Source organism: Cellulosimicrobium sp. CpK407, from assembly GCF_051844275.1.
Lineage (GTDB): Bacteria > Actinomycetota > Actinomycetes > Actinomycetales > Cellulomonadaceae > Cellulosimicrobium > Cellulosimicrobium cellulans_G.
This window is the reverse complement of record NZ_JBGNYC010000006.1, coordinates 100,412-121,822: the sequence shown is the minus strand read 5'-3', so window position 1 is coordinate 121,822 and position 21,411 is coordinate 100,412. Positions and strand designations below refer to the sequence as shown.

The 21,411-nt window shown below is 74.5% G+C and carries 18 protein-coding genes, 1 tRNA gene and 1 pseudogene; 7 read left to right on the top strand and 13 right to left on the bottom strand.

Going from position 1 to position 21,411, the window contains the following annotated elements; genetic code table 11:
• Positions 1-60: 60 nt before the first annotated feature.
• On the bottom strand, positions 61-549 hold the full coding sequence (locus tag ABWU78_RS04870; protein ID WP_439157715.1) for a RidA family protein: 489 nt from the start codon (positions 547-549) through the stop codon (positions 61-63).
• Entirely contained in the window at positions 549-713 is a 165-nt protein-coding gene (locus ABWU78_RS04865) for a hypothetical protein (RefSeq protein ID WP_021481786.1), read from the bottom strand. Before ABWU78_RS04865 ends, ABWU78_RS04870 begins: the two co-directional genes overlap by 1 nt.
• Before the next feature lie 129 nt (positions 714-842).
• Here ABWU78_RS04865 and ABWU78_RS04860 point away from each other — a divergent pair, with 129 nt between their 5' ends.
• From ABWU78_RS04860 to ABWU78_RS04850, 3 genes are all read left to right on the top strand, one after another.
• Positions 843-3,188 carry a transglycosylase domain-containing protein gene (locus ABWU78_RS04860; RefSeq protein WP_439157714.1) on the top strand — a complete coding sequence of 782 codons (2,346 nt, stop codon included), beginning with the start codon at positions 843-845 and terminating at the stop codon, positions 3,186-3,188.
• Positions 3,185-4,150, top strand: coding sequence for a metallophosphoesterase (locus ABWU78_RS04855; protein ID WP_439157722.1), 966 nt, complete (start codon positions 3,185-3,187; stop codon positions 4,148-4,150). Before ABWU78_RS04860 ends, ABWU78_RS04855 begins: the two co-directional genes overlap by 4 nt.
• A gap of 156 nt (positions 4,151-4,306) precedes the next feature.
• Positions 4,307-4,383, top strand: a tRNA-Pro gene (locus tag ABWU78_RS04850).
• Positions 4,384-4,448: 65 nt separating this feature from the next.
• On the opposite strand, the gene ABWU78_RS04845 is transcribed toward ABWU78_RS04850, so the two are convergent.
• Positions 4,449-5,294 carry a hypothetical protein gene (locus ABWU78_RS04845; RefSeq protein ID WP_439157713.1) on the bottom strand — a complete coding sequence of 282 codons (846 nt, stop codon included), beginning with the start codon at positions 5,292-5,294 and terminating at the stop codon, positions 4,449-4,451.
• Between the two features lie 278 nt (positions 5,295-5,572).
• Here ABWU78_RS04845 and ABWU78_RS04840 point away from each other — a divergent pair, with 278 nt between their 5' ends.
• The gene (locus ABWU78_RS04840) at positions 5,573-6,808 is read left to right on the top strand and encodes an NAD(P)/FAD-dependent oxidoreductase (protein ID WP_439157712.1); all 1,236 of its coding nucleotides are present in this window, start codon (positions 5,573-5,575) and stop codon (positions 6,806-6,808) included.
• Between the two features lie 129 nt (positions 6,809-6,937).
• On the opposite strand, the gene ABWU78_RS04835 is transcribed toward ABWU78_RS04840, so the two are convergent.
• From ABWU78_RS04835 to ABWU78_RS04820, 4 genes and pseudogenes are all read right to left on the bottom strand, one after another.
• Positions 6,938-8,071 carry a bifunctional 2-methylcitrate synthase/citrate synthase gene (locus ABWU78_RS04835; protein WP_439157711.1) on the bottom strand — a complete coding sequence of 378 codons (1,134 nt, stop codon included), beginning with the start codon at positions 8,069-8,071 and terminating at the stop codon, positions 6,938-6,940.
• Between the two features lie 79 nt (positions 8,072-8,150).
• Complete coding sequence (gene prpB / locus ABWU78_RS04830; RefSeq protein ID WP_439157710.1) at positions 8,151-9,068, bottom strand: methylisocitrate lyase; 918 nt, start codon at positions 9,066-9,068, stop codon at positions 8,151-8,153.
• A 152-nt stretch (positions 9,069-9,220) separates the two neighbouring features.
• Positions 9,221-10,735: pseudogene (locus ABWU78_RS04825) on the bottom strand (MmgE/PrpD family protein); the annotation flags it as partial.
• Positions 10,736-10,764: 29 nt separating this feature from the next.
• Entirely contained in the window at positions 10,765-11,496 is a 732-nt protein-coding gene (locus ABWU78_RS04820; protein ID WP_253053912.1) for a GntR family transcriptional regulator, read from the bottom strand.
• A 116-nt stretch (positions 11,497-11,612) separates the two neighbouring features.
• Between ABWU78_RS04820 and ABWU78_RS04815 the strand changes: the two genes are divergently transcribed.
• Positions 11,613-12,368 carry an SDR family oxidoreductase gene (locus ABWU78_RS04815; RefSeq protein ID WP_439157709.1) on the top strand — a complete coding sequence of 252 codons (756 nt, stop codon included), beginning with the start codon at positions 11,613-11,615 and terminating at the stop codon, positions 12,366-12,368.
• On the top strand, positions 12,365-13,309 hold the full coding sequence (sigJ, locus tag ABWU78_RS04810; protein ID WP_439157708.1) for an RNA polymerase sigma factor SigJ: 945 nt from the start codon (positions 12,365-12,367) through the stop codon (positions 13,307-13,309). The genes ABWU78_RS04815 and sigJ overlap by 4 nt, the downstream gene beginning before the upstream one ends.
• Positions 13,310-13,313: 4 nt before the next feature.
• Here sigJ and ABWU78_RS04805 read toward each other — a convergent pair whose 3' ends face one another.
• Positions 13,314-14,054: a DUF2625 family protein gene (locus tag ABWU78_RS04805; protein WP_253053918.1), complete on the bottom strand. Its 741-nt coding sequence runs from the start codon at positions 14,052-14,054 to the stop codon at positions 13,314-13,316.
• Between the two features lie 224 nt (positions 14,055-14,278).
• On the opposite strand from ABWU78_RS04805, the gene ABWU78_RS04800 reads away from it, so the two are divergent.
• The gene (locus tag ABWU78_RS04800; RefSeq protein WP_439157707.1) at positions 14,279-15,757 is read left to right on the top strand and encodes a DUF4232 domain-containing protein; all 1,479 of its coding nucleotides are present in this window, start codon (positions 14,279-14,281) and stop codon (positions 15,755-15,757) included.
• Positions 15,758-15,761: 4 nt separating this feature from the next.
• Here ABWU78_RS04800 and ABWU78_RS04795 read toward each other — a convergent pair whose 3' ends face one another.
• The 5 genes from ABWU78_RS04795 to ABWU78_RS04775 all read right to left on the bottom strand — a co-directional run bounded on the left by ABWU78_RS04795 (position 15,762) and on the right by ABWU78_RS04775 (position 21,358).
• Complete coding sequence (locus ABWU78_RS04795) at positions 15,762-17,771, bottom strand: cytochrome c biogenesis protein DipZ (RefSeq protein ID WP_253053920.1); 2,010 nt, start codon at positions 17,769-17,771, stop codon at positions 15,762-15,764.
• A gap of 157 nt (positions 17,772-17,928) precedes the next feature.
• A complete protein-coding gene (locus ABWU78_RS04790; protein ID WP_253053922.1) occupies positions 17,929-18,633 on the bottom strand; it encodes a fasciclin domain-containing protein in 705 nt (234 codons plus the stop codon).
• Between the two features lie 133 nt (positions 18,634-18,766).
• On the bottom strand, positions 18,767-19,534 hold the full coding sequence (locus tag ABWU78_RS04785; RefSeq protein WP_253053924.1) for an anti-sigma factor: 768 nt from the start codon (positions 19,532-19,534) through the stop codon (positions 18,767-18,769).
• Positions 19,527-20,099 (bottom strand): ECF RNA polymerase sigma factor SigK, encoded by a 573-nt coding sequence (gene sigK / locus ABWU78_RS04780; RefSeq protein ID WP_253053926.1) that lies wholly within the window; start codon positions 20,097-20,099, stop codon positions 19,527-19,529. Before sigK ends, ABWU78_RS04785 begins: the two co-directional genes overlap by 8 nt.
• Before the next feature lie 155 nt (positions 20,100-20,254).
• The gene (locus ABWU78_RS04775; RefSeq protein ID WP_374615249.1) at positions 20,255-21,358 is read right to left on the bottom strand and encodes a 3-deoxy-7-phosphoheptulonate synthase; all 1,104 of its coding nucleotides are present in this window, start codon (positions 21,356-21,358) and stop codon (positions 20,255-20,257) included.
• Between the last annotated feature and the right edge of the window lie 53 nt (positions 21,359-21,411).

Here is a 21,411-nt window from a genome sequence, read left to right as displayed (position 1 = left end):
TCGGCGACCGGGTCCGCGAGGACCTGGCCGCCGACCCCGTTCGCGTGCCGGCAGAGGGAGCTACTCCGCGAGCTCCACGACGATCTCGACCTCGACCGGGGCGTCGAGCGGCAGGACCGCGACGCCGACCGCGCTGCGGGCATGGACGCCCGCCTCGCCGAAGACCTCTCCGAGGAGGGTGCTCGCGCCGTTGACCACCCCGGGCTGACCCGTGAACGACGGGTCGCTCGCGACGAACCCGACGACCTTCACGACGCGGGCGACCTGGTCGAGGTTCCCGACGACGTCGTGCACGGCGGCGATCGCGTTGAGCGCGCACTGCCGCGCGAGGGCTGCGGCCTCGGTGGGCGGGACGAGCCCCTCGCCGTCGCCGACCTTGCCCGTCGCGGGCAGGGCGCCGTCCACGAACGGGAGCTGGCCCGACGTGTGGACGTACCGGCCCGAACGCACGGCGGGCACGTAGGCCGCGACGGGCGCCGCCACCGGCGGGAGGGCGAGGCCGAGCTCCGTCAGGCGCGCGGCGATCGTCCCGGCGGGGAACCCCGCCACTACTTCTCCCCGGTCGGGCGCTTGAGGTAGGCGACGAGGCCGTTGCCGTCGGGGCCCGTGACGACCTGGACGAGCTCCCAGCCGTCGGAGCCCCACTGGTCGAGGACGGCCTTGGTGTTGTGGATGATGAGGGGGATGGTCGCGTACTCCCACGTGGTTGCCATGGGGCGAGCGTAGTCGGACGCCGCGGGCATCACCCGCGAGCACCGCCGCGGGATGCTTACACAACCCGCACACCCGCGAGCCCCGGGATCCCGGGGCCCTCCCAGGGTCGCTCCCGTAGGGTTGGCACCATGGCTTCCCCTGTGCGTCCTCGCGGCCGGCAGATCAACGCGTACCAGCTCGTCGCCCTCTTCCTGGCGTTCGTGCTGGTCTCCGGCGTCGGCGGCGTCCTCGCGGCCGGACTGCTCGTCCCGCTCGCCGCCGGGGCGAACACGGCGACCGACACCGCCGTCGAGGTGTTCGACGAGCTGCCGGCGGACCTCGAGCCGGGCCCGCTGTCCGAGCAGTCGCGCATCTACGCCAACGACGGCACGACGCGCCTCGCGACGTTCTACACCGAGAACCGCATCGTGGTCCCGCTGGACCAGGTCTCGGACGCGATGAAGAACGCGGTCATCGCGATCGAGGACAAGCGCTTCTGGGACCACGGCGGCGTCGACGTCGAGGGTCTCCCCCGCGCGGTCGTCAACAACATCACGGGCGGCGACACCCAGGGCGCCTCGACGCTCACGCAGCAGTACGTGAAGAACGTGCTCATCGAGCAGGCGGTCCGCGAGAACGACACCATGGCGCTCTACGAGGCCAACGAGAAGTCGCTCGGGCGCAAGGCGCGCGAGGCCAAGCTGGCCATCGCGCTCGAGAAGAAGATGACCAAGGAGGAGATCCTCCAGGGGTACCTCAACATCGCGCAGTTCGGCCGCTCGGTCTACGGCGTGGAGACGGCGGCGCGGCACTACTTCAACAAGAGCGCGATCGATCTCGACTACGTCGAGGCCGCGACGATCGCGGGGATCACCAAGGCGCCGTCGACGTACGACCCGACCACGGAGCCGGAGAACGCCCAGAAGCGTCGCGACATCGTGCTCAACCAGATGTACCAGCAGGGGTACATCACCCGGGAGGAGTACGACACGGGCCGCGCCCGTCCGATCGCCGAGACGCTCTCCGTCCAGCCGCTCGAGGCGGGCTGCCAGGCATCCGGCGGATCGGCGTTCTTCTGCGACTACGTCACGAAGATCATCATGTCCGACCCGGTGTTCGGCGAGACCAAGGAGGAGCGCCAGACGCTGCTCTACCGCGGCGGCCTCGACATCTACACGACGCTCGACCCCGCCATGCAGGCAGCGGCAGAGCAGCACGCCTCGGCGGCGGTCCCGGCGGACGACCCGAGCCAGATCGAGGACGCGATCGTCACCGTCGAGCCGGGGACCGGCAAGATCCTCGCGATGGCGCAGAACCGCGCGTTCGACAACACCCAGGAGCCCGCGCCGAACACGACGGCGGTCAACTACAGCGTCGACCAGGCCCACGGGTCGTCCAACGGGTTCTCCCCCGGCTCGACGTGGAAGCCGTTCGTGCTCGCCGAGTGGCTCAACCAGGGGCACTCGCTCTACGAGACCGTGAGCGCCAACAAGCGCACCTGGACGATCAACCGCGACTTCCACGCGAGCTGCACGCGGCTCGGGAACGAGAAGTGGACCCCCGCGAACTCCGACGGGCCCGGCAGCGGGTCGATGTCGGTCCTCAAGGCGACGTACAACTCCGTCAACACCGCGTACACCACGATGGCGAGCCAGCTCGACCTGTGCGGCATCGCGACCACCGCGAAGGCCGCCGGGTTCCAGCCGTCGATGCTCCGGGACGAGGGCAACATCGACATCAACGCGTCGATGATCCTCGGCACCCAGAACTCCTCCCCGCTGCAGATGGCCGCGGCGTACGCGACGTTCGCGAGCGGCGGCACGTACTGCTCGCCCGTCGCGATCACCAAGGTCCTCGACTCCGACGGCCAGGAGCTCCCGGTGCCGTCCGCGAACTGCCAGCCCAACGCCATCGACCCGACGGTCGCGAACACGGTCACCTACGCGCTGCAGCAGGTGCTCACGCAGGGCTCCGGGCGCGGCAACGGTCTCGCCGACGGGCGTCCTGCCGCCGGCAAGACCGGCACGGCGAACAACAACACGCACACGTGGTTCATCGGGTACACCCCGCAGGTCGTCACCGCCGTGTGGATCGGCAACGCCGAGAGCGACGTCCCGATGAACGGGCGCTTCACGATCAACGGGAAGACCCGCCCCTACTGGTACGGCTCGAGCCTGGCCGCGCCGACCTGGCGCGACTACATGAACCAGATCCTCGCCGGCCAGCCCGCCCCGGGCTTCGCCGACCCGGACTGGAAGCGGATCAACGCCCCCGCCCCGCCCCCCACGGCGCCGACGACCCCCGAGGGTGGCGGCGACCAGGGCGGCGGCCAGGGTGGTGACCAGGGCGGCGGCGACCAGGGCGGCGGCGACGCCCCCGACGCCGACGCCGGCGGAGGTCGTGGCGACCGCGGTGACCGCGGGAACGGGGCCGGCCGCGACGACGTCGACCTCGGCGAGTGGTTCGGCAACCTCGGCGGCGGGGGGAACGGCTGAGCGCCGTCGGCCCGCGCCGGGCCCTGCGCGGGCTCGGTGCGCTCGCCGCAGTCGGCCTGGCGGGCGTCGCGTACGCGCACGTCGAGACCAAGCTCTTCACGCTCCGCCGGGTGACCGTGCCCGTGCTGCCCGCCGGCACGCCCGACCTGCGGGTGCTCCACGTCTCGGACCTCCACCTGGTCCCCAGCCAGCGGCGCAAGATCGAGTGGGTGCGCTCGCTCGCCGAGCTCGAGCCGGACCTCGTCGTCGACACGGGCGACAACCTCGCGCACGTCGACTCGCTCGAACCCCTGCTGCACGCGCTCGAGCCGCTGCTGTCGGCTCCCGGAGCCTTCGTCATGGGGTCGAACGACTACTACGCGCCCGTCCCCAAGAACCCGGCGCGGTACCTCCTGCCGGACGCGCGCGTGCCGTTCGCGTCCCAGGCACGCCTGCTGCCCGCGGGCGAGCTCGCCGCGGCGATGCGTGACGCGGGCTGGGTCGACCTCACGAACCGTCGCGACGTCCTCGAGGTCGGCGGCGTCCGCCTCGACCTCGTCGGCGTGGACGACCCCCACCTCGACCGGGACGTCTTCCCGGCGCCCACCGCGCCGGACGGCCGCCACGACGGCCCCGAGGCGCCGTCGAGCGACGGACCGGTGCTCCGCGTCGGGGTCACGCACGCCCCGTACCGGCGCGTCCTGGACGCCATGCACGACGACGCCGCGGAGCTGATCCTCGCGGGCCACACCCACGGCGGGCAGCTCTGCGTGCCCGGGTTCGGCGCGCTCGTCACGAACTGCGACATCGACCGACGGCGGGCCAAGGGCCTGCACGGCTGGCCCGGGGCGCGGCCCGACGCACCGGGCGGCGAGGACTCGACGTGGCTCCACGTCTCCGCCGGAGCGGGCACCTCGCCGTACGCGCAGGTGCGGTTCGCGTGCCGACCCGAGGCGACGCTGCTCACCCTGACGGCACGCTGACCGCGGTGCGCGCGCCCTCACCGCGAGGGCGCGCACCGGGTGTCGCCGGGGTCACGGGAATCGAGTTTCGTCGCACGGCACTTCGTCGGCTATTCTGAGCAGGCTTCCCGCGCGGAAGACGAGGACTCCTCGTCGATCGTCGTGCGGACGAGCAACCGGGGTGTGGCGCAGCTTGGTAGCGCGCTTCGTTCGGGACGAAGAGGTCGCAGGTTCAAATCCTGTCACCCCGACCAGGCAGAAGGCCCGGAATCGCCACGATTCCGGGCCTTCGTCATGTCCATCGACAGAGGCCCCGTCCTCAGGACCGGCCCGCACCGAGGCCGGTCGCCGTCCCGGCGGCGTCGCACGGTGGGTCGATCGTCACCCCCGCCGCCTCCGCCTCCCCCACCAGGAGGACGAGGGTGCGCTCCATCGCCGTCGGCTGCAGCTTGCCGACCTGGTGCCCGTGCGGATGGTCGAAGAACGCGAGCAGGCACAGCAGGAGCGTGATGACGAGCGTGACGCTGCCCATGAGCAGGCCCTGCGTCGCGGCACGCTCCGCGGAGTCGGCGAAGAAGAGCAGGAAGACGAAGACGGTCGCGGAGACGACGAAGAGGACGAGCCACAGCGGCAGCGGGATCAGGCCCTCCGCGCCGTGCACACGGGACTGGCGGGCGTCCTCGCGGGCCGCGGTCTGGTCCATCCACCGGTCGTAGGCGGACTGCTGGGTGTCCGACGCGGGGACGACGTCGCGCACGGTCCGGTAGAGCGCGACCCCCCACGGGTTGACGGCCTCGCCGAGCTCGCCGTCCGCCATCTGCTCCCACTCGTTCGCGACGACGTACCGGGCGTAGCAGACGAGCTCACCGGAGAGCCGCGCCGCGTCGTCGGGGGCGAAGAACTGCGCGGTCTCCAGCTGCTGCACGACGATCCGCGCCTCGGCCTCGGCGCCGCTCCTCGCCTCGTCGTAGGACTCGAAGGCGAGGAAGACGATGAAGCCCAGGAGCACGGAGAAGCCCGTGGCAACCACCCCGAAGACCCCGGACGCCCGGTCGCCGTCGCTGAACCGGCTGCCGGCCGGTGCACGCCGCCGGACGAGCAGCATCGTCGCGACCGCCACGGCGACGACGACGGCGGTCACGATCGCGCCGACGACGATGCTCACGGCACCTCCTCCGCGCGGGGACCGCCGCGCGGTGCACGACGGTGCTGTCGTGGACAGCCTGCCCGTGCGCACCGCACGGGGCGTCACGCGAAACGCATGAACGCTGCCACGGCGCGGCGGCGCGAACCGGCGTGCGCCACGCCCAGGGCCGTGCCCGCACCTGCCACCGCACCTCGCACGTCGCACCTCGCACCTCGCACCTCGCACCTCGCACACGATCGCGCGAGACTGGGGCGGTCCGCCCGAGTCCGGGGCACCGAGTCACCGCGGAGGTTCTGATGAGCGCTGGACGTCACGTCGTCGTCGGAGGAGGGCTCGCCGCCGCGAAGGCCGTCGAGACGCTGCGCGACGAGGGCTACGACGGCGGGCTGACCGTCGTCGCGCGCGAGCGGCACCGGCCGTACGAGCGGCCGCCGCTGTCGAAGGACTACCTGCGCGGCGAGGCGGAGCGCGAGTCGGTGTTCCCCCTCTCCGCGGACTGGTACGCCGAGCACGACGTCGAGCTCCTCACCGGGACCGACGCGACCGCCGTCGACCTCGCGGGCCGGAGCGTGTCCCTCGCCGACGGCCGGACCCTGCCGTACGAGAAGCTGCTGCTCGCCACGGGATCGGCCCCGCGCCGGATCCCGCTGCCCGGCCTCGACCTGGACGACGTCCACGAGCTGCGCACGCTCGACGACAGCGACGCGCTCGCCGCCGCGCTGCGCGCCGCCCACGACGGCGGCGCGGGGCGGCTCGTCATCGTCGGCGACGGGTGGATCGGGCTCGAGGTCGCGGCGTCGGCCCGCACGCTCGGCCTGGACGTCACGGTGATCGGGCTCGGCACGCACCCGCTCGAGCGCGTCCTCGGCCCGGAGATGGGCGAGCTGTACGGGCAGGTCCACGCCGACCACGGCGTCCACCTCCACCGCCGCGCCCAGGTCACGGGCATCTCGGGCTCAGGCGGCCGCGCGACGGGCGTCGACCTCGCCGACGGGACCCACGTCGACGCCGACCTCGTGCTCGTCGCCGTCGGCGCGGTCCCGAACATCGGGCTCGCCCGGGACGCGGGCCTCGCGCTCGACTCCTCGACGGGCGGCGTCGTCGCCTCCGCGACGCTCCAGACCACCGACCCCGACGTCTTCGTCGCCGGCGACATCGCGAGCGTCCCGTCCGCGCGCTACGGGCGGTCGGTGCGCGTCGAGCACTGGGCGACGGCCCTCAACCAGGGTCCGCACGCCGCGCGCGCGATGCTCGGCGCGACCGACCCCTACCCCGAGCTGCCGTACTTCTTCTCCGACCAGTACGACGTCGGCATGGAGTACCTCGGCTTCGTCGCCGGCCCCGACGCCTACGACGAGGTCGTGGTCTCCGGCTCGGTCCCCGACCGCGAGCTCGTCGCGTTCTGGCTCAAGGACGACCGCGTCGAGGCCGGCATGGCCGTCAACGTCTGGGACCGCATGGAGGACGTCAAGGCCCTCATCCACCGCGACGCTCCGGTCGACCGCACCGACCTGGAGTCCTTCGTCTCCTGAGCCCCTGAGCCCCTGAGCCCCTGAGCCCCCGACCAGGCGATCCCAGCCGTTCGAGCAGGTGGTCCTGGCTCGTCCGGGGGGAAGGGACGCGCCAGGACCACCTGTTCGGCGCAGGGCGGGGGGTCAGGGTCAGGGGAGGTCGCGCTGCTCCGGGCCGACGTAGTCGCTGAGCGGGCGGATGAGGGCGTTGGCGGCGCGCTGCTCCATGACGTGCGCGGTCCAGCCCACCACGCGCGAGGCGACGAACAGCGGGGTGAACATCGGGGTGTCGAAGCCCATGAGGTGGTAGGCGGGGCCGGCCGGGTAGTCGAGGTTGGGGAGGATGTTCTTGCGCTCGGTCATCGCGGTCTCGAGCGCGGTGTAGAGGTCGAGGAGGTCCTGGCGGCCGTAGTGCGCGACGAGGTCGTCGAGCGTCGCGCGCATGGTGGGGACGCGCGAGTCCCCGTGCTTGTAGACGCGGTGCCCGAAGCCCATGATCTTGCGCTTGTGGGCGAGCGCGTCGTCGAGCCAGGCCTCGGCGCGGTCGGCGGTGCCGATCTCGGCGAAGGTCGCCATGACGGCCTCGTTCGCGCCGCCGTGGAGCGGGCCCTTGAGCGCGCCGACGGCGCCCGTCACGGCGGAGTGCAGGTCGGACAGCGTGGACGTGATGACGCGCGCCGTGAACGTGGACGCGTTGAACGAGTGCTCGGCGTACAGCACCATCGACACCTCGAACGCGCGCACCACGGCGGGCCCGGGCTCCTCGCCGAACGTCATCCACAGGAAGTTCTCGGCGTAGGAGAGGTCGTCGCGCGGCTCGACGATCTGCTGCCCGCGACGGCGGCGCTGGTCGAGCGCGACGGCGCCGGGCAGCACGGCCCACAGGCGGACCGCCTTGGCCTGCTCGGCCTCGGGAGACGAGTCCTCGGCGTCGGGGTCGTGCGCGCCGAGCTGGGAGATCGCGGTGCGGACGACGTCCATGGGGTGGCACGTCGTCGGGAGCTCGAGGATCGCGTTGCGCACGTTGCCGGGCAGCGCGCGGTGCGTGCGCTCGACGGCGGTCTGCTCGGCGAGCTGCTCGGACGTCGGGAGCTCGCCGTGCCACAGGAGGTACGCGACCTCCTCGAAGCTGCGCCGGGCGGCGAGGTCCTGCACCGGGTAGCCGCGGTAGAGGAGCGAGTTCGTGTCGGGGTTGACCTTCGAGATCGCGGTGACGTCGACGACGACGCCCGCGAGCCCCTTGCGGATCTCGGGCCCCTCGGTGGTGGTCGGGGAGGTGGTCATGCGGTCACTCCTTCGTGCAGCACGGGTCGCGGGGAGATGCCGGTGCCGCGGCCGACGGGCTCGCGGCACCGGCCGGTGGTCAGGGCCGGTAGGTGAAGATGCCCTCGTCGAAGGTGTTGTAGGCGGCGTAGTCGAGCAGCTCGTAGAGCCGCGCGCGCGTCTGCATGCTCTCGACCTGCCCCGCCTGGGTGCCGGTCGCGGCGATCTCGTCGAGCGCGCGCTCGGCCGCGCCCATCGCGACCCGCAGGAGCGTGACGGGGTAGATGATCAGCCGCACGCCGGCGTCGCCGAGCTGGCGGCGCGTGAAGAGCTCGGACTTGCCGAACTCGGTCATGTTGGCGAGCACGGGCACGTCCACGGCTGACGCGACGGCCTCGAACTCCGACAGGTCCTTCATGGCCTCGGGGAAGATCGCATCGGCGCCCGCGTCGACGAGCGCCTTGGCGCGGTCGATCGCGGCGCGCAGCCCGGCGTCGCCGGGGATCGTGCCGCGGACGTCGGTGCGCGCCATGATCAGGAAGCCGGGGTCGCGGCGCGCGTCGGCGGCCGCCCGCACGCGCTTCGCCGCCTCGTCGAGCCCGACGACCTCCTTGCCGTCGAGGTGGCCGCACCGCTTGGGGTTGACCTGGTCCTCGACGTGCGCGCCTGCCACGCCCGCGTCCTCGAGCGCCTGGACGGTGCGCGCGACGTTCATCGGCTCGCCGAAGCCGGTGTCGGCGTCGACGAGCGCGGGCAGGTCGGTGACGCGCGCGATCTGCTGCGAGCGCCCCGCGACCTCGGTGAGGGTCGTGAGGCCGATGTCGGGCAGGCCGAGGTCGGCCGACAGCACGGCCCCCGACACGTACACGCCCTCGAAGCCCTTGTCCTGGATCAGGCGCGCGGACAGCGGGTTGAACGCGCCCGGGAGCCGCAGCGGCTCCCCCGTGGTCGCCGCGGTGTCGAGCGCCGCGCGGAACGCGCGCCGCTTGTCCGACGGCGTCACCTGGCTGTACAGCATCAGCGCGCCTCTCCCTCGGTGGTCGTGGTGCCCGACGCCGCAGGGTCACCCGGTCCGCCCGGCTGCGCCGCGGCGTCGGGCGCCTCGTGCATGGTGAAGCCCTCCCCCTCGAACTCGGCGCGCGCCCCGCCGACCTCGTCGCGTCCGAGCTCGAACAACCCGGTCGGGGTGGGGACGGAGTCGAGCAGCCCCGGGCGGCCGACGATCGTCAGCTCGCGCACCTCGTCCGCCGTGAGCGACGGGAGCCGCTGCGCGAGGTCGAGGAAGCGCTCGATCTCGGCGTCCTCGAGGACGTCGGCCGCGAGCGTGCGGAACTTCTTGACGTACTGCTCGCGCCCGAACGGCCGCGCCCCGAGCGGGTGCGCGTCGGCGACGGCGATCTCGCGGACGAGGCGGCCACCGTCGGCCAGCTCGATCTCCACGCGCCCGCCGAACGCCTTCTCGGCCGGGTCGGTCGAGTGGTAGCGACGCGTCCACTCGGGGTCCTCGGCCGTCGTGACCTTGGCCCACAGCGCGACGGTGTCGGGGCGGCCCGCGCGCTCGGGGGTGTACGAGTCGACGTGGTGCCAGCCGCCGTCCTGCAGCGCGACCGCGAAGATGTACGGGATCGAGTGGTCGAGCGTCTCGCGCGACGCCGTCGGGTCGTACTTCTGCGGGTCGTTCGCGCCGGAGCCGATCACGTAGTGGGTGTGGTGGCTCGTGTGGATGACGATCGACGCGACGTTCTCGGGGTCGGCGAGCCACGGGTGCTCGTCGTGCAGCGCGCGGGCGAGGTCGATGAGCGCCTGGGACTGGTACTCCGCGGAGTGCTCCTTGGTGTAGGTGTCGAGGATCGCGGTCTTCGGCTCGCCGGGGGCCGGGAGCACGACGTCGTACGCCGCGTCCGGGCCGTCGAGCAGCCACGCGACGACGCCGTCCTCGCCCTCGTAGATCGGCTCGGGCGACGTCTGGCCGCGCATCGCCCGGTCGACGGCCTCGACCGCGACCTTGCCCGCGAACGCCGGGGCGTGCGCCTTCCACGTGGAGATCTGTCCCTTGCGGGACTGGCGCGTGGCCGTCGTCGTGTGCAGGGCCTGGCCGATCGCCTGGAACACCGTCTCGGTGTCGAGGCCGAGCAGCGTCCCGATGCCCGCCGCGGCCGACGGCCCGAGGTGCGCGACGTGGTCGATCTTGTGCCGGTGCAGGCTGATCGCGCGGACGAGGTCGACCTGGATCTCGTAGCCGGTCGCGATCGCGCGGACGACCGCGGCGCCGTCGGACCCGGCGTGCTGCGCGACGGCGAGGATGGGCGGGATGTTGTCGCCCGGGTGGGAGTACTCGGCGGCGAGGAACGTGTCGTGGAAGTCGAGCTCGCGCACCGCGACGCCGTTCGCCCACGCCGCCCACTCGGGGCTCGTGCGGGTGTCGAGGCCGCAGCCGAACACCGTCGCGCCCGGGGTGTAGGGGTGCGCGAGCGCCTGGCCGCGCGCCGCGACCGCGGGGCCGCGCGTGAGGCTGGCCGCGGCGACGGCCGCGTTGTCGATGACCCGGTTGATCACCATGTCGACGACCTCGGGCGTGACCTCGACGGGATCGGTCGCGAGCTCGGCGAGCTTCCACGCGAGCTGGTCGGTGCGGTCGAGCGGCTCCGCGCTGGGGTAGACGCGCAGGTGGTGGGTGTACGGCATCGGTGTCTCCGTCGTGCGGTGGGCGGTGGTCAGGGGAGGTCGTCGGGCGCCGACCCCGCGCCGCGCAGCGACTGCTCGGCGAGGGCGGCGCTGCGCTCGATGTGGGCCCGCATCGCGGCCTCGGCCGCGGCCGGGTCCCGGCTCGCGATCGCGTCGGCGACGGCGCGGTGCTCGTCGACGTGGTCGGTGGTGCCGACGCGGCGGCGCGCGGCGAGCGCGCGGTACCGGTCGACGTGGCCGCGGATCTGGCGCAGGAGCGCCGACCCCCAGCGGTTGTCGGCGAGCGCCTCGATCTCGCCGTGGAACTGGGCGCCGACGCGCAGCACCTCGTCCTCGTGGTCCCGCACCGCGTCCATGAGGGTCACGAGCCGGACGAGGCGGGCGACGTCGTCGGGCGTGGCGCGCTCGCACGCGTCCCGGGCGAGGAGGCCCTCGAGGCGCGCGCGCACGTCGTAGACGCGGCGCGCGTCCGCGACGTCCAGCGGCGCGACGCGCACGCCCCCGGTCGGCAGCTCGACGACGAGCGCCTCCGCCTGGAGCAGGCGCAGCGCCTCGCGCACGGGGGTCCGGGAGACGCCGAGCTCGGCGGACAGCACGGGCTCGGTGAGGCGTGCGTCGGGCGCGAGGGACCCGTCGATGATGCGGCCGCGCAGGAGGTCGTAGACCGCGCGGGCGCCGGACTGGCGGCGCGCGAGGCCCGCGTCGCCGGGGGCCGTCGCGGCCTGCCCGACGGCGGCGCGCAGGTCGGGCGTCGTCGTCACCCGGCCATCGTGCCACACGCCCTGCGCACTTGTATACAACTAGCGGATCGGTACTCCCGTCCGGCCAGATGTCACAACCGGGGGCGCTGCGGCGTCGTACGGGCATGAGGATCGCAGTGACAGGTGGGACAGGGACGATCGGCCGGCACGTCGTCGCGGCGCTGACCGCGCGCGGGCACGAGGTGCGCGCGCTGAGCCGGCACGCGGAGCGGTACGCCGTCGACCTCCGGACGGGCGCCGGGCTCCCGGCCGCGCTCGCCGGGGTGGACGTGGTCGTGGACGCGAGCAACGCGTCGTCGTCCACGACGGACGCGCGGGCGACGCTCGTCGACGGGACGCGCCGGCTGCTCGCGGCCGAACACGACGCCGGGGTGCGGCACCACGTGCTCGTCTCGATCGTCGGGTGCCACGATGTGCCGATGGCCTACTACGGCGTGAAGGTCGAGCAGGAGCGGGCGGTCGCCGCCGGCGCCGTCCCGTGGACCGTCGTCGCGGTGACGCAGTTCCACGAGTTCGTCGCCGGGACGCTCGCCGGCGCCGCACGACGTGGCGTCGTGCCGCTGCTGCGTGCCCCGGTCCAGCCGGTGGCGGCGCGGGACGCGGCCTCGGCCGTCGCCGACGCCGCGGAGCGCGAGCCGCTGCGCGGCACCACGACCATCGCCGGGCCCGAGGTGCTCGATCTGCGGGACGCGGCGCGCGCCTGGCGCGCGGCGACCGGCTCGCGGGCGCTCCCGGTCCGCGTCCCGCTGCCCGGGAAGCTCGGGCGGGCGCTGCGCGCGGGCGGCCTCACCGACCCGCACCCCGACGCGCGCGGCACGACGACCTTCCGCGACTGGCTCGCCGCCCAGCCCGCCGCGACGGCCGCGCGATGAGCACCGACGACCTCGCGCACGCCTTCGAGGCCGAGCGTCCGCGCCTCCTGCGCCTCGCCTACGCGACCACCGGGTCGTGGTCGGACGCCGAGGACTGCGTCCAGGACGCGTGGCTGCGCCTGCGCACCCAGGACCCGGCGTCGATCCGCAACCTCGCGGCGTGGCTCACGACGACCGTCGGGCGCCTCGCGCTCGACGTGCTCGGCAGCGCGCGCGTTCGGCGCGAGCGCTACGTCGGGACGTGGCTGCCCGAGCCCGTCGTCACCGCGCCCGGCGCGCGCTCCCCCGTCGCGTCCTCCGTGGAGGCGACGGCCGGTGCCACCGACCCGGCCGAGCGGGTCACGCTCGACGAGGAGGTGAGCATGGCGCTGCTCGTCGTGCTCGAACGCCTCTCCCCCGCGCAGCGCGTCGCGTTCGTGCTGCACGACGTGTTCGGGCTGCCGTTCGAGGAGGTGGGCGACGTCGTCGGGCGCTCGCCCGCGGCGGTGCGCCAGCTCGCGTCGCGCGCCCGCAAGGACGTCGAGGCGGGGCGCCCGCGCGGCCGGACGTCGCGCGCCGAGCAGGAGCGCGTCGTCGAGGCGTTCGTCGCGGCGTGCGCGGGCGACGACCTGCCGGGACTGCTCGGCCTGCTCGACCCCGACGTGACCCTCCGGGGCGACGGCGGCGGCAAGGTCCGCGCGCTGCGCCACCCGGTCCAGGGGGCTTCGACGGTCGGGGAGGTCCTGCTCTCCTACCTGCGCAACCGGCCGCGCGGCGCGGGCGCCGTCGACGTCAACGGCCGCCCCGGGCTCGCGCTCGTCGACGGCTCGGGGGTGCTCACCGTCCTGGCGTTCACGCTCGTGGACGGGCGCATCGCGGCCCTCGACATCGTCCGCAACCCGGACAAGCTCGGCACGGTGCCGTCGGGGTTGCTCGACGACGCCCGACCCTGGTGGCCCTGACCGGCTACGGCCGGAAGTCCCCGGCCGGCCAGCCCCCGTAGCCGTCGAGGTGCTCGTCGGCGTCGCGCACGTAGTCGTCGACCGGCGTCATGCGCTCGGCCATCTCGAAGTGCCAGTCGACCAGCTCGCCGAGCGGGACGGGGGTGCGCGACGACCGCGCGACGTCGCGCCCCTCCTCGGACCACAGCGGCGGGTAGAGGCTCAGCCCCTCGTCGAGCCGGACCGTCCCGACCTCGTCGTACCAGCCGGGCCAGCGGACCGTGGCGTAGAACTCCGTCGTCCCACCGCTCACCGCCCACTCGAGGAACGCAGCCTGGCCGAACCCGAGGTCGACCCACGAGAGCGAGTCGGGCGCGAAGTAGTTGACGTTGCCGAGCTGCCCCGGGAGCCCGCCGCCGTTGATCGCGAAGGTGCCGCCCAGCACGTCGTACGCGACGACGAGGACCGACGGCGCGACGCTGTGCTCCCCCGGCTCGCCGAGCCCGTTGACGGTGGCGAGGTCGGGCAGTCCCGCGCCACCCCCGCCGATGATCCGCAGCCACCCGCCGTCGACGACGACCCCGCCCGTGTGGAGCGCGAGCGCGCCCAGCGTCGAGCGGACGGTGACCTGGAGCCGGTAGAGGACCTCGAGCGACCACGCGGGTGCCGGCACGACCTCCACGCCGCCGCGCCCGAGCATGCGGGAGAGCGTCGGCCACGCAGGGTCGTCGACCGCCGCGAGCTCGGCGGCCGTCCTCACTGTCATGGCCGGATCATGCCAGATGTTGCCGGCATCCAGGAGTCCTGCTATGGAGCGGCGCCCGGCAGGTCCCCCGATGGGCTGAAAGACCGATTCGGAAGGGACCCTGCACCCGTCCCGCCGCCGCTCGTCCCTCCGGCGCGGGACGCATGTGAAGACCCCGCGGCGAGCCCGCGCAGACCGCGTCGGTGCGGCCACGTCGCGGCGTCCGCGTGGGTAGCGTCTCGGCCGTGGACGACGAGCGCACCGCACCGACGACGGACGGTACCGACGTAGCTCCGCCGGAGAACGCGACCCGGGTCCCGCGGAGCACGGTCGCCGTCGTCGCGTCGGTCGCCGGCGTGGGCCTCGCAGTCGTCGCCGCGCTCCTCGCCCCCGCGGTCCTCGACGCGGCCGTGGCGGACGGACCGGCCGCGCTCCCGTCGTCACCACCGGACGGGTCGACGGCGACGTCGCCCGCACCCGGCGACCCGGAGCACGGGGTCGAGGACATGACCGCGCTCCTGCTCGCCCTGCCGGGCGTCGAGGACGTGCAGACGAACGGGCGGGTGGGCACGTCGGCCGAGATCACGCTCGTGACCCCGCTCCCCTCCCCCGAGGTCGCGCAGCGCACCGCCAGGGACGCGAGCGCGATCGTCGCCGCGGTGCCCGGCGGCGGCGCGTGGTCGCTCCGGGTCGAGGGCACGGACGCGGGCGGCGGGACGCTCGCCGTCGAGCACGGCCCGGGGGCGGCCTCCGTCCCCGGCGTCGACCCAGCCACCGGGGAGCCGCGCCCCGACCTCCTCGGTGCCGACGCCGTCGCCGACGCGGTCCGCCTCGTCGCCCACGACTCCGTGCGGCGCGTGTACCTCGCCCCGGGCGCCGCCTCGGTCGACGTCCGCTCGGCCGACGACCTCGTCCCCGTCGCCGCGCTCGTGCGGGCCGAAGGTCGAGGGCTGACGAGCCTCGGCGTCCAGGGCTCCGGTGTCGGCACCTACGACGGCGACGGGCTGACCGTCCCCGACGACGCCCTGCTCACGCTCCTGGCCGACGTCGCCGCGGAGCCCGGCGTGACGCAGGTCGTGCACGACGCCGTCCGTGACACGTTCCCGCAGGACCCCCTGCTCACGGTGATCACCTCGGGCGACGCGGCCGTCGTCGCGCGCACGCTCGACGGCGCGGCCTACTCCGGCCCGGTGCTCGCGTACCAGGTCCACGGCTCGACCGACGGCGGCGCGTCCGCGACGCGCTCCGGGTTCGTCGCGGGGGTGGCGCCGGGCGCCGGGGCGCGCCCCGCGGGCGCGTGCGCGCCCGGCGACCTCGCGCTCGGGGCCCTGGGGTTCGACGCCGCGGCGGGGCGCCGGTTCCTCACCGTCACGGCCCGCAACGACGGCACCGCGGAGTGCGTCCTCGCGGGACCGCCCGCGCTCCGCTTCGTCGCCGACGACGGCTCGGAGACGGACGTGCTCCTCGAGCCGGACGACGACGGCCTCGCCCCGCTCACGCTCGCACCCGGCGCCACGGCCTGGGCCGCGCTCTCGTGGCGCGGCGGGTCGACGGCCGACGACCCGCCGCTCGTCACGACGCTGCTCGTGGCCCCGCAGCCGGGCGACCCCGAGTCCGTCGTCGGGCTCGCGGGGATCCCCGGCGTCGGGGACGGCCTCGACCTGCTCGGCGGCGGGACCGCGACGATCGGGTCGTGGACGCCCGCGCGGGAGCTCGCGAGCTGACCCGTCACCCGAACGTCGCGGTGAACACCTGGACGCCGGGCGGGACGTCGAGCTCGACGAGCCCTTCCGTCGGGCCGTCGCCCTCCAGGACCGGGTAGAGCGTCGGGCTGCCGGAGACGTCGATCTCGCTGGTCGTGGTCCGCCCGTCCGTCGTGACGCGCGCCGTGACGGTGCCCTCGCCGCCGAGCACCGTGAACACGTCGGTCGAGCGGTACGCGAGGCGCACGCGCGCGTCGTCGGACACGGCGGTCGCGCCCTGGAAGTCGACGTCCCACGTGCCGCCGAGCGAGAACGTGTCCTGCCGCTGGTCGTCGGCGAGCGTGAAGTCCTGCTGCCCCGCGGCGTAGCGCGGCTCGCCCGCGTAGTTGACGACGCGCTTGATGGAGAAGTAGGTCTCGGGCGTCGTCTCGTCCTGCGGCGTGGTGTCGCCGACGGCGGTGGGCTCGGGCAGCTCCACGCCCGGGTTCGCGTCCTCGAGGAGCTCGCGCACCAGGCGCTCGGTGTCCTCGTACCCGCCCTCCCCGAAGCGGATGTGGCGCACGGTCCCGTCGGCGTCGACGAGGTACTGCGCGGGCCAGTAGCGGTTCCGGTAGGCCGTCCAGGTCGCGTACGCGTTGTCCTGGGCCACGGGGTAGAGAACGCCGAGGTCCTGCGCGCCCGCGACGACGTTGCGCGTCTCGCGCTCGAACGCGAACTCGGGCGTGTGGACCCCGACGACCTCGAACCCCGCGCCGACGTCGCGGTACCGGTCGTACCAGGCGTTGACGTGCGGGATCGCGCGCTGGCAGTTGATGCAGGAGTAGGTCCAGAAGTCGACGAGCACGACCTTGCCGCGCAGCCCCTCGAGCGTCAGCCCGTCGCCGCCCGGGGTGTTGAGCCACGTGTCGATGCCGCGCAGCTCCGGCGCGGTGCCGCAGTCCTCCAGGACGGGCGCGCCGTTCGAGCAGTTCGACAGCTCGCGGTTCTCGTCGGTGACGAGCCCGCCGAGGTCGAGCGCCTCGCGCACGGCGTCGTTCTCGTCGACCCGCTGCTGGAGCGCGCCCGTGTAGTCCGGCAGGGCGCGCTGGAGCGCGGCGGGGAGGTTCAGCGCGAGCGCGCCTGCGAGCGCGATCATCACGACGCCGCCCGTGACGCGGATGCCGCGCGTGTGCCGCTGGAACCCGCGGACCCGCTCCGCGACGCGGCGTCCCGCGAGCGCGAAGACCAGGAGCGGGACCGCCGCCCCGACCGCGAACGACACCGTCAGCGCGACGGTGCCCGGGCCGATGTTCCCCGTCGCCCCCGCCACGGTGATCGCCGCGAGGACGGGCCCGGCGCACGGCACGTACAGCACGCCGAGGCCGAGGCCGAGCACGAACGCCCCGCGGTCCTGGCGCGCGGCGCCGCGTCGTGCCCCGAGCGCCGCGACCCGCCGGAACGGCCGCTCCAGGACCTCCTCGACGCGCGGCACGATCATCCCGACGCCGATCGCGACGAGGAGCACGATGCCCGCCCAGCGCAGCAGGTCCTGCGGGAGCCCGAGCGCGGTCAGCAGCAGGGAGCCGAGGAGCGTGAAGACGCTGAAGCTGAGGACCAGGCCCGCGATGACGAGGTAGGGGCGCCACGAGCGGCGCGCGGCCCGCCGCGTCGCGCGGCGACCGGGCCCCTCGTCGGCCGGGGTGGCGGGCTCCGCGTCCCCCGTCGACAGGTCGAGGGCGAGCGCCCCGCCGCGCGTCGGCCGCGCCGCGACCTCGCGCGCCCCGGTCTCCTGCGCGCCGCCCGGGCCACCCCGGCCACCCCGGCCGCGCAGCCCCGCGGCCGGGCGACCGCCGACGCGGACCACGTCGGGGACGCCCGCGAACAGCCCCGGGAAGACGCCGCCCGTCCCGGTCTCCGCGGTGCCCGACGGCGCCTCCCCCGTGCGCGCGCCCTGCACGCCGCCTGCGAAGAAGATGACGGGCAGCATGGGCAGGATGCACGGCGAGATCCCCGTGATGAGTCCCCCGAGCAGGCCGATGACGATGAGCGTCTCCATGCCCGGGGTTCGGACCGGCGGCCCTCGCGGATGGGTCCGCCACGCGCCGAGAGCACGTCGCCGGGCGCACGACGACGGCCCCGACCGTCCGGTCGGGGCCGTCGGGACCCGCTCGCGCGGGTCCACCGCACGCCCGCTTCTGGACGCGCCGGGAGGGTCACATGGTCGGCATGAGCACCGAGTCGACGAGGTACACGGTCGCGTTCTGCGTCATCACGCCACCGCACACGACGGCCGCGTCGTTGACCATGAGCTCGTCGCCCGAGCCGGTCACCTCGACCGTGCCGCCCTCGACGGTCTCGTGCTCGCCGACGACCTGGTCGGGCGTGAGCTGGCCGGGCACCACGTGGTACGTGAGGATCTTCGTCAGCGTGTCGGAGTCCGTCTTCAGCGAGTCGAGCGTCGCGGCGTCGATCGTCGCGAACGCGTCGTCGACGGGGGCGAACACGGTGAACTCGCCGCCGTTGAGCGTGTCGACGAGGTTCACGTCCGGGTTGAGCTCGCCCGTGACGGCCGCGGTGAGCGTCGTGAGCAGCGGGTTGTTCGACGCCGCCACGGCGACGGGGTCCGTCGACATCCCGGTGATCGACCCGGCGCCGTCGGGCACCTGCTCCGCGTAGGCCGCGCAGCCGGGGCCCACGAGGTTCGCGGCAGGGTCGGCCGCCATGTCGTCCGAGCCCTCGGTCGAGTCGTCGGTCATGCCGTCGGACGTCGAGTCGTCCGTCATGGTGTCCTCGGACGGGGAGTCGGTCGTCGTCGAGTCGGACCCCGTGTCCGTGTCCGAGCTGCACGCGGACAGGCCGAGCATGGCGAGCGTGGCGATGCCGGCGACGGCGTACGACGTGCGGGTGCGAACGTTCATCGGTCTCTCCTCGGGTCGTCGCCCCGCCGGTGCGGGGCGTCATGCCGAGGGTTCGGAGCGCCGCCCCGGGTGGATGGGTCGGGATCGGCACGAGTTCTCTCGCGCGCGTCCCGACCCCTCCGGACCGCGGCGCTCAGCCGACGAGCGCGACCACCGGGTCCGTCGTGGGCTGCTCCGAGCCGCCCGCCGGCTCGACCGTCACGGCCATGCCGACACCCGGCTCGTCCTGGACGAGCCGCGACGTGCTGCCGTCCTGGACGTCGAGGACGCCCGCCGAGACGACGGCGCCGTCGGGCTCGACCACCCAGAGCTGGTAGTCCCGGTCGTCGCCGGCGTCGGGCAGGTCGGACGCGCGGAAGTACATGTCGTCGCCCGCGGCGAGGACCGACGCCTGCCCGCCGCCCGCGACCTCACCGTGCAGGATCGTCGCGTCGGGGTCGGCGAGCATCCGCGCGATCGCGTCGGCCTGCTCCTGCAGGCGCGACTGCTCCTGCGTCGCGCGGACCGCGACCGTCGTCGGGACGGCCACCGCGACGACCGCGGCCACCGCCGCCGCGAGCCCGGTCCAGCGCCGTCGGCGCGCGCGGCGCGCGGCCGCGAGGTCGACGACGACGCCCCCCGTGCTCTCCCCGGCGGACGGGACGGTGGCCGCGGACGCGGCCACCCGGGCCAGGACGGCGTCGCGCAGCGCGGGCGGCGGGGCGGTCTCGACCGCGAACGCCGCGACGACGTCGCGGTACTCGTCGAGCGCGCGACGCGCGTCGGGGTCGGCCGCGAGCAGGCGCTCGACGGCGCGCCGCTCGACGTCGTCGACCGCGTCGAGCGCGTAGGCAGGCAGCAGGTCGCGGACGTCCCGCAGGTCGTCCGGCCCGGCCCCCCGCGGCGAGGTCTCGTCAGCCACGGCGCACCCCCAGGCAGTCGCGCAGGCGCAGGAGCCCGTCCCGGATCCGGGACTTCACGGTCGGGAGGGCCGCGTCGAGCCGCTCGGCGACCTCCCGGTAGGTGAGCCCGCCGTAGTACGCCTGCACGACGGCCTCCCGCTGCGTCGCCGTGAGCGAGTCCAGGCACTGCCGCACGGCCGCGCCCTCCAACCGTTGCTCGACGTCCTCGACGACGACGTCACGCGGCACCGTGGCCGTCGACGCGTCCACGTCGCGCTGGTCGCGGTCGCGGCGCGCCTGCTCGGCACGCACCCGGTCCACCGCGCGCCGCCGCGCGAGCGTCACGACCCACGTGCGCGCGGACCCGCGTGTCGCGTCGTACCGTTCCGCCGTCTGCCACACCTCGACCATCACCTCCTGCACGACCTCCGCCGCGTGGTCCGGGTCCCGCAGGACGCCCAGGCACGTGCCGTAGGCGACCGGCGCGAGCGCGTCGTAGACGGGCGCGAACGCGGCCGGGTCGCCGGCGGCGCACGCCACCAGCGCGGCGTCGACCGCGGGGTTCGTCGTCAGGGGAGGTGGCACCCGGCCAGTGTGCGGCACGGACGCCCCACCCACCCGCTGCGGCACGTCGGCCACGATTCTCGGCACCGGGCCTCCCACCGCACCCTCCCGGACCGTCCGGGACGTTCATGGTTCGGTGCCGACGCCTCCGCGGATGGGACGACGCCGGGAGAGCGTCAGAGCGCGCGGCGGGTGCGCACCGCGGCGGCGAGCTCGCGCAGGAGGTCGGCCGTGGTGTCCCAGTCGATGCACGCGTCGGTGACGGACTGCCCGTAGACGAGGCCGCTCGGCGCGGGCTTCTGCGCGCCCGCCACGAGGAAGCTCTCCATCATGAGGCCCGTGATCCCCTGCTCGCCCTCGGCCAGCCGCGCGGAGACCTCGCGCACGACCTCCGCCTGGCGCACGTGGCTCTTGCCGGAGTTGCCGTGCGACGCGTCGATGACGAGCCCGTGCTCCGTGACCCCGCCACGGCCCGAGGCGCGCGCGACCGCGAGCGCCGCCGCGACGTCGTCGGCCCCGTAGTTGGGGCCCGAGCGCCCGCCGCGCAGGATGACGTGGCAGTCGGGGTTGCCCGCGGTCTCCACGGCGGCGGCCCGGCCGAGCGAGTCCATGCCGAAGAACGTGTGCTCGCTCGCCGCGGTGATGCAGCCGTCGACCGCGATCTGCACGTCGCCGTCGGTCGCGTTCTTGAACCCGACGGGCATGGACAGGCCGGAGGCGAGCTGGCGGTGCACCTGCGACTCCGCGTTGCGCGCGCCGATCGCACCCCACGACACGGCGTCGGCGATGTACTGCGGGCTCGTCGGCTCGAGGAACTCGCACGCGGCCGGGACGCCGGCGTCGAGCACGCCGAGCAGCACCTCGCGCGCGAGGCGCAGGCCGTGGTGCACGTCGTGCGAGCCGTCGAGGTGCGGGTCGTTGATGAGGCCCTTCCAGCCCACGGTCGTGCGCGGCTTCTCGAAGTAGACGCGCATGACGACCATGAGGTCGTCCGCGAGCTCGTGCGCGACGGCGGCCAGGCGGCCCGCGTACTCCAGCGCGGCCTCGGGGTCGTGCACCGAGCACGGGCCGACGATGACGAGGAGGCGGTCGTCGTCGCCCGCGAGGACGTCGCGGACCTCGCGGCGCGACGTCGTCACGAGGTCGCTGCGCGTCGCGCCGAGCGGCAGGTCGGCGAGCATCGTGCGCGGTGCGGGGAGCGCGTCGAGCGCGCGGACCCGCAGGTCGCTCGTGCGGGCCTGGAGCTCGGGGCTGTCCACGGGGTCGACGGTACTCGTCACGCGGTCGGTCGACGCGGTGGACGTCGGGCTGGACGACGCGGTCTCGGGCTGGG

Excerpts from the sequence above, each read along its gene's own strand:
- ABWU78_RS04865 (WP_021481786.1), bottom strand. The coding sequence starts at position 713 with ATGGCAACCACGTGGGAGTACGCGACCATCCCCCTCATCATCCACAAC.
- ABWU78_RS04860 (WP_439157714.1), top strand. The coding sequence starts at position 843 with ATGGCTTCCCCTGTGCGTCCTCGCGGCCGGCAGATCAACGCGTACCAG.
- ABWU78_RS04840 (WP_439157712.1), top strand. The coding sequence starts at position 5,573 with ATGAGCGCTGGACGTCACGTCGTCGTCGGAGGAGGGCTCGCCGCCGCG.
- ABWU78_RS04835 (WP_439157711.1), bottom strand. The coding sequence starts at position 8,071 with ATGACCACCTCCCCGACCACCACCGAGGGGCCCGAGATCCGCAAGGGG.
- prpB (WP_439157710.1), bottom strand. The coding sequence starts at position 9,068 with ATGCTGTACAGCCAGGTGACGCCGTCGGACAAGCGGCGCGCGTTCCGC.
- sigJ (WP_439157708.1), top strand. The coding sequence starts at position 12,365 with ATGAGCACCGACGACCTCGCGCACGCCTTCGAGGCCGAGCGTCCGCGC.
- ABWU78_RS04805 (WP_253053918.1), bottom strand. The coding sequence starts at position 14,054 with ATGACAGTGAGGACGGCCGCCGAGCTCGCGGCGGTCGACGACCCTGCG.
- ABWU78_RS04795 (WP_253053920.1), bottom strand. The coding sequence starts at position 17,771 with ATGGAGACGCTCATCGTCATCGGCCTGCTCGGGGGACTCATCACGGGG.
- ABWU78_RS04790 (WP_253053922.1), bottom strand. The coding sequence starts at position 18,633 with ATGAACGTTCGCACCCGCACGTCGTACGCCGTCGCCGGCATCGCCACG.